Source organism: Nonomuraea sp. NPDC003214, assembly GCF_053590035.1.
This window is the reverse complement of the sequence record NZ_JBSFSX010000003.1, coordinates 593,863-605,100: the sequence shown is the minus strand read 5'-3', so window position 1 is coordinate 605,100 and position 11,238 is coordinate 593,863. Positions and strand designations below refer to the sequence as shown.

Annotated in this window: 7 protein-coding genes; all 7 read left to right on the top strand. The window is 73.9% G+C overall.

Going from position 1 to position 11,238, the window contains the following annotated elements:
• Nucleotides 1–14: 14 nt before the first annotated feature.
• A complete protein-coding gene (locus tag ACWDXC_RS11595; protein WP_449980760.1) occupies nt 15–1,676 on the top strand; it encodes an AMP-binding protein in 1,662 nt (553 codons plus the stop codon).
• Nucleotides 1,677–1,791: 115 nt separating this feature from the next.
• Nucleotides 1,792–2,796 carry a 2,3-diaminopropionate biosynthesis protein SbnA gene (gene sbnA, locus ACWDXC_RS11590; RefSeq protein WP_219511630.1) on the top strand — a complete coding sequence of 335 codons (1,005 nt, stop codon included), beginning with the start codon at nt 1,792–1,794 and terminating at the stop codon, nt 2,794–2,796.
• 3 nt (nt 2,797–2,799) lie between these two features.
• A complete protein-coding gene (sbnB, locus tag ACWDXC_RS11585) occupies nt 2,800–3,780 on the top strand; it encodes a 2,3-diaminopropionate biosynthesis protein SbnB (protein ID WP_219511629.1) in 981 nt (326 codons plus the stop codon).
• A gap of 14 nt (nt 3,781–3,794) precedes the next feature.
• Nucleotides 3,795–3,968 carry an MbtH family protein gene (locus ACWDXC_RS11580; RefSeq protein ID WP_219511627.1) on the top strand — a complete coding sequence of 58 codons (174 nt, stop codon included), beginning with the start codon at nt 3,795–3,797 and terminating at the stop codon, nt 3,966–3,968.
• Complete coding sequence (locus ACWDXC_RS11575) at nt 3,965–8,677, top strand: amino acid adenylation domain-containing protein (protein ID WP_449980757.1); 4,713 nt, start codon at nt 3,965–3,967, stop codon at nt 8,675–8,677. Before ACWDXC_RS11580 ends, ACWDXC_RS11575 begins: the two co-directional genes overlap by 4 nt.
• Nucleotides 8,674–9,570 carry an ornithine carbamoyltransferase gene (locus tag ACWDXC_RS11570; protein WP_449980755.1) on the top strand — a complete coding sequence of 299 codons (897 nt, stop codon included), beginning with the start codon at nt 8,674–8,676 and terminating at the stop codon, nt 9,568–9,570. The genes ACWDXC_RS11575 and ACWDXC_RS11570 overlap by 4 nt, the downstream gene beginning before the upstream one ends.
• A complete protein-coding gene (locus ACWDXC_RS11565; RefSeq protein ID WP_449980753.1) occupies nt 9,567–11,222 on the top strand; it encodes an acyl-CoA dehydrogenase in 1,656 nt (551 codons plus the stop codon). The genes ACWDXC_RS11570 and ACWDXC_RS11565 overlap by 4 nt, the downstream gene beginning before the upstream one ends.
• Nucleotides 11,223–11,238: the final 16 nt, after the last annotated feature.

Sequence of the window (11,238 nt, the reverse complement as noted above, 5' to 3'; positions counted from 1 at the left end):
CTGTTTTCGGGGCGATGCTTCGTCACGTCGAGGAAAGGCCGCAGGCTGACGCGGTCATATTCAAGGGGGACGGCGAAACTCGTATCGGCTACCTGGATCTCCACCTGGCCGCGAGGGAGGTGGCGTCGTGGCTGCAGACCGTGTGCAAACCGGGGGATCGGGTGCTGCTCTGCTACCCGACGGGCATCGAGTTCGTGCGGGCGCTGCTGGCCTGCCTCTACGCCGACGTCGTCCCGGTGCCGCTGCCGCTCCCCACGCACGCCGATCACCATCTCAGCACGCAGACCGGCGTCGCGCTTGACGCGGACGCCCACCTCGTCCTCACCGACACGGCCCACGCCGACGCCATCCACGCCTGGCTGACCCACGACGACCTGGGCACCTACGCCTGCGTCGCCACCGACGGCGTCACGTACGAGGACCCCGCCGACTGGGTCGAGCCCATGCGGTCCGGCGACGACGCGGCCCTGCTCCACTACACCAGCGGCCTGGCCGGCGAGCCCGTCGGCATCCCGCTGTCGCACACCAACCTGCTGCACAACGTGGAGACCCTGGCCGAGGCCTGCGGCCTGCGCCCGGGGACGCGCACGGGCGGCTGGCTGCCGCTGCACCACGGGCTCGGGCTGTTCTCCATGCTGCTGGCGCCGCTCCTGTCGGGGGGCACGGCGGTGCTGCTGCCGCCCGAGACGTTCTGCGTCGACCCGCTCGCCTGGCTGCGCCTGCTCGACCGCCACCAGGTCGAGGTGAGCGCGGCCCCGAGCTTCGGCTACGACCAGTGCCTGCACGAGATGACCGACGAGGAGTGCTCGACGCTGGACCTGTCGCGATTACGTCACCTGCTCGTGCTGGAGATGACGGGGCTGCCCCCGATCGAGCCGGACATGCTGCACGACTTCGCCGGCCGCCTGCGCCCCGCCGGGCTGCGCGCCGACGCCCTGCGCACCGCCTACTGCCTGCCCGAGGCCACGATGATCGCCTCGATCGGCGCGGCGGGCCAGGCCCTGGCCGCGCCCGGCTTCGACACGCGGGCGCTGGACAAGGGCCTGCTGCTGCCCGGCGCCGACGGGCCCCGGCTCGCCGGTCTCGGCCGGCCCGCCGGGCACGAGCTCCTCATCGTCGACCCGTTCACCGGGGTCCCGGCGGCCGAGGGCGCCGTCGGCGAGATCTGGGTGCGCGGGCCGCACGTCGCCGCGGGCTACTGGCGCAGGGACCGGCTCAGCGCCGAGCGCTTCGAGCAGAGCACCGCGACCGGGGAGAAGGGATTCGTGCGCAGCGGCACCCTCGGCGCCACCGTCGACGGCCGCCTCCACGTGACCGGCACCTCCCGCGACCTGGTCCTCTTCCAGGGCCGCCCGCTGCACCTGGGCCGGGTCGAACGCAGCCTCCTCGACCTCGGCACCCTCGTGGCCTGCACCGCCTTCCCCGCGCCCGACTCCGCCGAGAAGATCGTCGTGGTCGCCCAGCCGGGCGGCGGCCGGGCCGGCGACGGCCTGGTCCGCGCCGTCCGCGACCGGCTCGCCCTGCGGTTTGGGCTGCAACGGGTCGGCGTGGTCCTGGTCAGGCCCGGCCAGTTCCCGGTCACGCCTGACGGCGGCGTCAACCGCCAGCTCGTCCGGGAGCTGCTCCGGGCCAACGCCCTGGACGTGCTCGACTCCACCGTCCCGGAGAACCGCTGACGGCGTCGCCCGGCTTGACCGGCTCCATTTCTCCGCACGCGGAATATAGGCGAGATATAGCGGCGTGCCCGGATAGTGAGCTGGCTGGTTCTGGTTGCGGAACCGGCGCAATTTCATGGACGGAGCCAGCGCTGTGCCAATATCCACCACGACTGGAATTATTTCGGCTATTGGTGGGACGCCGCTTGTCGAACTCGAACGGCTGGTCCCCGGACTGTTGGTGTATGCGAAGCTGGAGCGGTTCAATCCCGGCGGAAGCCTCAAGGACCGCAGTGCGCTCAGCATGCTGAGCGCGGCCATCGACGCAGGTGATCTCGTTCCAGGGATCTCCGTCGTGGTGGAGTCCAGTTCGGGAAACCTGGCGATCGGCATGGCGCAGATCTGCCGCTACCTCGGCCTCAGATTCATCTGTGTCGTCGATGCCAGGACCACGGAGCAGAACCTCGCGATTTTGCGGGCATTCGGCGCCGAGGTCGAGGTCGTGGAGTTCCCCGACCCCGACACCGGCGAGTACCTGCCGCGCCGGATCCAGCGGGTGCGCGAGCTCCTTGACAGCGTTCCGAACTCCTTCCACCCCAACCAGTACGGGAACCGGCTGAACGCGCGGGCGCACGTCCAGACGATGCGCGAGATCGCCGAGGCGCTCAACGGGGAGATCGACCACCTGTTCGTCCCGGTGAGCTCGTGCGGCACGCTGGTCGGCTGCGCCGACTACGTCGCCGAGCACGGCCTGTCCGTCCAGATCACCGCCGTGGACGCGATCGGCAGCATGATCTTCGAGGGGCAGACGCCTGGCCCCCGCCTGCTGCCGGGCCACGGCGCGGCGATCCGCCCGGCCCTCTTCCGCGAGGGCGCCGCCGACCGCGTGGTCCACGTGTCGGACCTGGACTGCGTGGTGGGGTGCCGCAGGCTGACCGAACGCGAGGCCATCCTGGCCGGCGCGTCGTCCGGCGCGATCGTCTCCGCGCTCACCGCGACCCAGCGGGACATCGCGCCCGGGTCGACGTGCGTGCTGCTGCTCCCGGACGGCGGAGATCGTTACCTCGACACTATCTACTCCGACGAGTGGGTGCGCCGCACCTTCGGCGAGGTCTCGCACCTGTGGAAGGAAGGGATCTGACCCATGCTGGTCATCCGACACGACGAGGTGCGCGACATCCTGCACGGCGCCGAGGACGCCGTGCTGGACCTGGTACGCGACACCTACCGCGAGCACGACGCCGGTGAGACGGTCGTGCCCCACTCCACGTTCCTGCGCTTCCCCGGGGACAGCGCCAACCGCATCATCGGCCTGCCCGCGTTCGTGGGCGGCGACCAGCCCGTCGCGGGCATCAAGTGGGTGGCGTCCTTCCCCGGCAACCTCGGCAAGGGGCTGCCCCGGGCCAGCGCCACCATCGTGCTCAACTCCATGGACACCGGCCGGCCGGTGGCCTTCATGGAGGGCGCGCAGATCTCCGCCGCGCGCACCGCCGCCTCCGCGGCGGTCGCCGCCCGCACCCTCACCGGCCCGGACCCCGTCCGGTCGATCGCCGTGATCGGCTGCGGCCTGATCAACCTCGAGGTCCTGCGGTTCCTGCCCGATGTCACGGAGCTGACCCTCTTCGACCTGTCGCGGGAGCGCGCCGAGGAGTTCGGCGAGCGCGCCCGCGCCCTGCTGCCCGGCCTCGGCGTACGCGTCGCCGCCACCGCCGCCGAGGCCGTCGCGGCGGCCGGGGTGGTGTCGCTGGCGACCACCGCCGTCGAGCCGCACCTGACCCTGGACGGGGCCCGGCCGGGAACGGTCGTGCTGCACCTGTCGCTGCGCGACCTTACGCCGGAGACCGTCCTGGCCGCGCGCAACGTCGTCGACGACGTCGACCACGTGCTGCGTGAGCGCACCTCGCCGCACCTGGCCGAGCAGGCCACGGGCGACCGCGCGTTCGTCCACGCCACGCTCGGCGGGCTGCTGCGCGGAACCGCCACGCTGCCCGGCGGCGACTCACCGATCATCTTCTCCCCGTTCGGCCTCGGCGCGCTGGACCTGGCGCTGGCCCGGTACGTGTTCCAGCAGGCCGTCGCCCGGGGCTCCGGGCTGGCCGTCGAGGCCTTTCAGCAACCCGCGTGAAGGAGCAGTCCGCCATGAGCGACAAGTACCTGGTAGTGCTCAACGACGAAGAGCAGTACTCCATCTGGTGGGCGGACCGGGACCTGCCCTCCGGCTGGCAGGCCGAGGGGACCCAGGGCACCAAGGACGAGTGCCTGCGCCACATCGAGCAGGTCTGGACCGACATGCGCCCGCGGAGCCTGCGGTGAGCGACGGTCTCCTCGGCGACCTGGTGTGGCGGCAGGCGGCGGCCACACCGGACGCGGTCGCCGTCGTGGACGGGGACCGCACCCTGACCTACGCCCAGCTGGCCCGCCGGGCCGCCCGCCTGGCCCACCTGCTGGGCGGGTGGGGCATCGGCCGGGGCGACGTCGTCTGCCTCAACCTGCCGCGCGGCGCCGACTTCATCGTCGCCGTCCTCGGCGTGTGGCGCAGCGGCGCCGCCTACCTGCCGACCGACCCCGAGCACCCGCGCGAGCGCCGCGACCGCATCCTGCGGGACGCCCGGCCCGCCATCGTGCTCACCCCGGAGCTGCTGCGCTCGCTGCCCACCCCGGAGGCCGCGCCCGTCCCGGTCTCCGGCGCGGACGCCGCGTACGTGATCTACACCTCCGGCTCGACCGGGCGGCCCAAGGGCGTCGTCGTGACGCACGAGGGCATCGCCAACCGGGTGCTGTGGACGACGCGGACGCACGAGCTGGGCCCGCGCGACAGGCTGCTGCACAAGACGTCCGTCACCTTCGACGCGGCCGGCTGGGAGATGGTCGGGCCGCTGGTGAGCGGCGGCACGGTGGTCGTCGCGCCGCCGGGCGCCGAGCGCGATCCGGCCACGCTCGTCGGCATGGCGCGCGAGCACGGGATCACCGTGCTCCAGGTCGTCCCGTCGCTACTGCGCGAGCTGGTCCGCGAGCCCGGCTGGGCGGGCCTCGGCTCGCTGCGGCTGCTGTTCAGCGCCGGCGAGCCGCTGCACGCCGGGCTGGCGCGGGCCGCCGCCCTGCCGGGGCTGGCGATGTGGAACACCTACGGGCCCACCGAGTGCGCCATCGACGTGACCGCGCACCTCGTCGACCCGGACCAGGACGGCGAGGCGGTGCCCATCGGCCGGCCGATCTCCGGCATGCGGGTGCGCGTCCTGGACGAGGAGGGCGGCCTGGCGCCCATCGGCGTGCCCGGCGAGCTGTGCGCGGGCGGGCCCGGCGTCGGCCGCGGCTACCTGGGCATGCCCGCCCTGACGGCCGAGCGTTTCGTGCCCGACCCCTTCGGCGACGGCGAACGGCTCTACCGCACCGGCGACCTCGTGCGCTGGTCCGAGGACGGCGTGCTGCACTTCATGGGCCGCCTCGACGACCAGCTCAAGGTCAACGGCGTCCGGGTCGAGCCCGGCGAGATCGAGGCCGTCCTCCAGGGCCATCCGGCCGTGGCGGCCGTGGCCGTCGTCGCGTCGGAGGGACGCCTGGTCGCGCACGTCGCCGGCGGCGTCGCCCCGGCCGAGCTGCGGCTGTTCGCCCGCGACGTGCTCCCCGACACCCACGTGCCGACCCGCTACGTCCTGCACGACAGGCTGCCCGTGCTGCCCAGCGGGAAGATCGACCGCGCGGCGCTGAAGGCTCCCACCGAGGAGGCCGCCCACACGCCGCCGCGCACCCCCGCCGAGCGGCGGGTCGCCGCCGTCTGGTCCGAGCTGCTGGGCGTCGAGAGGATCGGCGCCGAGGACGACTTCTTCCAGCGGGGCGGCACCTCGCTGCTCCTCACCAAGCTCGCCAACCGGCTCGGCGTGCCCGTCCCCGACCTGTACGCGATCTCCACGGTGTCCGGCCAGGCCGAGCTCCTGGACCGGCAGGCCCCCGGGGACGAGCGCGTCGGCCCGGCCCGGCCCGGGGCCGCCGCCGAGGTCTCCTACGGCCAGCGCCGCCTGTGGTTCCTCGACCGGATCCAGCCCGGCAGCCCCGAGTGGGTCGCGCCGCTGTTCGTCAGGCTGGACCACGCCGACCCGGACACCGTCCGGGCCGCCCTGTACCGGCTGGCCGAGCGGCACGAGATCCTGCGCACCCGCTACGTCCCGGCCGACGGCGAGCCCCGGCCGGTCGTCGACGCCCCCGCGCCGGTCGAGCTGCGGGTCGCCGCCCCCGGCGAGGACCCCGCGACGCTGGTCGCCGAACAGCTCGCCCGGGGCTTCGACCTGGAACGCGGGCCCGTGTGGCGGGCGCTGCTGGCGGGCGACCTGCTGCTGATCACCGTCCACCACATCGCCAGCGACGGCTGGTCGACCGTGGTGCTCGACCGGGAGTTGCGCGCGCTCTGCGCCGGCCAGGACCTGCCGCCCGCGCCCCTGCAGTACGCCGACTACGCGGCCTGGCAGCGCCGCACGCTCACCGAGGACAGCCTCGCCGGCGACCTCGCCTACTGGCGCGACCACCTGGCCGGCGTGCCCGCGCTCGACCTGCCCACGGACCGGCCCCGGCCCGCCCAGCGCGACCCGCGCGGCGCCATGGTCACCTTCGACATCCCGGCGGACCTGGCCAACACCCTGGCCGCGTGGGGGCGCGAGCGCGGCGCCACGCTGGTCGCCGTGCTGCTGACCGCCTGGGCGATGCTGATCTCCCGGCACAGCGGGCAGCGGGACTTCGCCGTCGGCACCCCGGTCGCCGGGCGCGATCGCGCCGAGTTCGCCGACGTCGTGGGGTTCTTCCTCAACGCCCTCGCCCTGCGCATGGACCTGACCGGCAACCCCTCCTTCGAGGAGGCCGTGGCCCGCGTCAACGAGGTCTGCCGTGCCGGCTTCGCCCGCCAGCGCCTGCCCTTCGACCGGCTCGTGGAGGAGCTCCAGCCGGAGCGCGACCTGACCCGGACGCCGATCTACCAGGTCACCTTCGACCTGCACGAGGTCGGCCACACGGACACGGCGCTGGAGGCGGCGGACGCCGAGGTGATGGCCGGGTCGTGGCTGATCGCCAAGACCGACCTCAGCCTGCTCGCGCAGCGGCGGCCGGACGGCTCGGTGCTCGCCTCGATCGAGTACGCCACCGCGCTGTTCGACCGGGACACCGCCACGCGGATGGCCGGCCGCCTGCTCAAGCTCCTGCGCGAGGTCGCCGCCCGGCCGCGCACCCGGCTGTCGGCCGTCGACCTGGCCGACTTCGAGCAGCCCGCGCGCCGCGCCGCCCCGCCCTCCCGCTGCGTGCACGAGGCGTTCCAGGAGCAGGCGGCGCGCACCCCCGGCGCCCCGGCCGTGGACGGCATGACGTACGCGGAGCTGAACGGCCGGGCCAACCACCTGGCCCGCCACCTGCGCGCCCGCGGGGCCGGGCCGGGCGGGCTGGTCGGCGTCTGCCTGGAACGCGGCCCCGAGCTGGTCGTCACGCTGCTGGCCGTGCTGAAGTCGGGCGCCGGATACCTGCCCCTGGACCCCGGCCAGCCGGCCGAGCGGCTCACGTACATGATCGAGGACGCCGCCGCCGCGCTCGTGGTCACCACGCGGGATCTCGCGGACCGGGTCACCGGGCCGGTGGTGCTGCTCGACACGTTCCCGGCCGGCTCCTCGCCCGACGACCCGCGGACGCCGGTCGCGCCCGACGACGTCATGTACGTGATCTACACCTCGGGCTCCACCGGGCGGCCCAAGGGCGTCGAGGTGACGCACGCCAACGTGCTGCGCCTGTTCGGCGCGACCGAGGCGGACTTCGCCTTCGGCCCCGGTGACGTGTGGACGCTCTTCCACTCCTACGCCTTCGACTTCTCGGTGTGGGAGATGTGGGGCGCGCTGCTGTACGGCGGCCGGCTCGTCGTCGTCCCCCGCGACGTGGTGCGCGACCCGGGCCGGTTCCTGGACCTGCTGCGCGAGGAGCGGGTCACGGTGCTGAACCAGACGCCGTCCGCCTTCCGGCAGCTCGTCGCGTTCGCCGCCGAGGGCGACCCCCGGGTGGGGGAGCTCGCGCTGCGCGCCGTGGTGTTCGGCGGCGAGAAGCTGGAGGTGGGCGAGCTGACGCCGTGGATCCGCCGGTTCGGCGCCGGACGCCCACGGCTGATCAACATGTACGGGATCACCGAGACCACCGTCCACACCACGCTCCACGAGATCCGCCCGGACGACCACGGCAGCCCGATCGGCGTCCCGCTCGCCGACCTCACCGTGCACCTGCTGGACGAGCACGGGGGCGTCGCGCCCGTCGGCGTGCCCGGCGAGATCTACGTGGAGGGCCCGGGCGTGGCGCGCGGCTACCTGAACCGGCCGGCGCTGACCGCCGAGCGGTTCCTGCCCGCCCCCGGCGGCGGGCGGCTCTACCGCAGCGGCGACCTGGCCAGGCGCAACCCCGACGGCAGCCTGGAGTTCCTGGGCCGCGCCGACGACCAGGTGAAGATCCGCGGCTACCGCATCGAGCTGGGCGAGATCCAGGCGGCACTGCTCGGCCAGGCGAGCGTCCGTGACGCGGTCGTCGTCGTGCGCGACCAGGCGCTGGTCGGCTACGTCGAACCGGCCGGCGACAGCATCGACGTGGGCGAGCTGAAGGAGGCGCTGGGCCGGAGCCTGCCCGACTACATGGTGCCCGCCGCCGTCATCGCGCTGGACCGCATCCCCCTGACCGTCAACGGCAAGCTCGACCGGGCCGCCCTGCCGCTGCCCGGACGCGAGGAGACCGGCGCGGCGAGGTTCGTCGCGCCGCGCACCACGGTGGAGACGCTGCTGGCCGAGATCTGGCAGGACGTGCTCGGCGTCGACAAGGTGGGCGCGCGCGACGACTTCTTCGCCCTGGGCGGCAACTCGCTCCAGGTGCTCAAGATGATCTCCCGGGTCCGGGAGGAGCTCGACGTGGAGCTCGGCGCCCGCGAGGTCTTCGAGCAATCCGAACTCGCCCTGCTGGCCGGCCGCGTCGAGGCCGTCCTGCTGGACGAGGACTTCCGAGTGGAGGAAACGGCATGACGCCCCAGCACCTGATCTCGATCGACGACCTCTCGGACGAGGCCCTGCGCCACCTGGCCCGCCGCGGCCTGGACTTCCGCAACGGCGGCGTCACCACGCACCCGCTCGCCGACCAGATCGTCGGAATCTACTTCAGCAAGACCTCCACCAGGACGCGCACCGCCTTCACCTCGGGCGCGCTGCGCCTGGGCGCGCGCACGATCGCCTTCGGCCCGAACGACCTGCAGACCAACACCGGCGAGTCCGTCGAGGACACCGCCAAGGTGCTGAACCGGATGCTGGACGTCTTCGTCATGCGCACCGCGGGCGACCCGGCCGAGATGCGCCTGTACGCCGCGGACAACCGCATGTCGGTGATCAACGCGATGAGCGCCACCGAGCACCCCACCCAGGCGCTGACCGACCTCACCACGCTGCTGTGGCGCTTCGGCGCGATCGAGGGCCTGCGCATCCTGTACGTGGGCGAGGGCAACAACACCGCCGCCGCCCTGGCCCTCGCCCTGAGCAGGTACGACGCGGTCGAGCTCGAACTGCGCACCCCGCCCGGCTACGGCCTGGCCGACGACGTGCTCGCCCGGGTGAACCCCAAGGTGGTCACCGAACGGCACGACATGCGGGACCTGCCGGAGGCCGTGGACGTCGTCTACACCACCCGCTGGCAGACCACGGGCACCGCCAAGCCCGACCCCGGCTGGCGTGACACGTTCGCGCCCTTCCAGGTGACCGGCGAGTTGTGGCGGGCCAGCCCCGGCGCGGCGTTCATGCACGACCTGCCCGCCCACCGGGGCGAGGAGGTCACCGCCGAAGTCATCGACGGCCCGCACAGCATCGTCTTCGACCAGGCGGAGAACAAGCTGCACAGCGCCATGGCCGTGCTCGAGTGGTGCCGATGACAGTGGTGCCGATGACGACGCTGGACGAGCTTTTCGGGGACCCCTGGAACGCGGCGAACCCCACCGGGTTCGCCGCGGTCCTGGCCGCCGACGAGCGGGGCGAGCTGCTGGCCGCCGGGGAGGCCGTCCTCGACGGGGCGCGGCTGGCCGACCGGTTCGTCCCGGCCTCGCTCGGCGGCGCCTTCGTCGACGTGAACGGCCTCGTCCAGGAGATGCGGGCGGTCTTCAGGCGCGATCCCACGCTGGGCATCGGCTACGGGGTGACGAGCTTCATCGCCGCGGTCCCGGTGTGGACGGCGGGCGACGCCGCCCAGCGCGCGTGGCTGGCCGGGCGGCTGCTCGGCGGGGACCGGGCGGCGGCGGCGTTCACGGAGCTGGCCCACGGCGCCGACTTCTCGCGCATGTCGATGCGCGCCGAGGCGCACGGCGACAGCCTGGTGATGACCGGGACCAAGCAGCTCATCAACAACATCGGCCGGGCCCGCGCCGTCACCGTGTTCGCCCGCACCCGCGACGATCCCGGCAGCCGCAGCCACTCCATGCTGCTGGTCGACCTGGCCGGCACCCGCGACTACCGCATCCTGCCCCGCCACCACACGTCCGGGCTGCGCGCCACCCCGCTGGCCGGGGTGGCGTTCGACGGCAGCCGGGTGCCCGCGGACGCGCTGCTCGGCGAGCCCGGCACCGGCCTGGAGACCGCGCTGCGCGCCTTCCAGGTGACGCGGATCGCGCTGCCCGCCATCGCGCTCGGCGCCCTGGACACCCAGCTCCGGCTGGCGTTGAGCTTCGCCGGGGAGCGGGTGCTCTACGGCCGGCCGGTGGCCGACATCCCGGTCACCCGCGACTGCCTGGTGGGCGTCTTCGCCGACCTCCTGGTGTGCGACGCCTTCGGCGCGGTGGCCGGACGCGCCCTGCACCTGCTGCCCGAGCAGACCAGCGTGCTCGCGGCGGCCTGCAAGTACGTGGTGTGCGCCCTGCTCGACTCGGCCTCCTACGACCTCTTCACGATCCTCGGCGCGCGCTCGTACCTGCGGGAGGGCCCCTACGGGATCTTCCAGAAGTATCACCGGGATCTCGCCGTGGCCGCGCTGGCCCATTCGAGCAGCGCCGCCTGCCTGGCGACGATCATCCCGCAGCTGCCCCGGCTGGCGCGGCGGAGCTGGCTGCGCGCCGACGCCGGGCCGGAGGAGCTGTTCGACCTCGGCTCCGCGCTGCCCGAGCTCGACTTCGGCAGGCTGGCGCCGGACGCGCGGGGCCGCGACAGCCTGACCGCCGCGCTGTCGCGGATCGAGGACGCCGAGCTGCGGGCGTTCTTCCTCGACCGGCTGGCCGAGCTGCGCACGCGCTGCGAGGAGCTGCCGCCGGGCGAGCGGACCGTGACGGCCTCGGCGGCCACGTTCGCGCTGGCCGAGCAGTACGCGTTCACCCTGGCCGCCGCCGCGTGCGCGGGCGTGACGGCGGCGCGGGCCGGCGACTTCGGCGCCGCCTGGCAGCGGGTCGCCCTGCGCCGGATCGCCGCCCGCCTCGGGGCGCCCGCCCGGCCGGCGGGCGAGGCGGGCGAGGTGATGTTCGCCGAGCTGCTGGCCCGGCACGAGGACTCGCGCACCTTCGACGTGATCCCCCGGCGGCTGGCCAGGCACGGGCGCCGGTGACGACCCGAGACGAGCT

Bases quoted from the DNA above. Each gene is read 5' to 3' on its own strand.
- sbnA (WP_219511630.1), top strand. From the start codon at position 1,792: ATGGACGGAGCCAGCGCTGTGCCAATATCCACCACGACTGGAATTATT.
- sbnB (WP_219511629.1), top strand. From the start codon at position 2,800: ATGCTGGTCATCCGACACGACGAGGTGCGCGACATCCTGCACGGCGCC.
- ACWDXC_RS11595 (WP_449980760.1), top strand. From the start codon at position 15: ATGCTTCGTCACGTCGAGGAAAGGCCGCAGGCTGACGCGGTCATATTC.
- ACWDXC_RS11565 (WP_449980753.1), top strand. From the start codon at position 9,567: ATGACAGTGGTGCCGATGACGACGCTGGACGAGCTTTTCGGGGACCCC.
- ACWDXC_RS11580 (WP_219511627.1), top strand. From the start codon at position 3,795: ATGAGCGACAAGTACCTGGTAGTGCTCAACGACGAAGAGCAGTACTCC.
- ACWDXC_RS11570 (WP_449980755.1), top strand. From the start codon at position 8,674: ATGACGCCCCAGCACCTGATCTCGATCGACGACCTCTCGGACGAGGCC.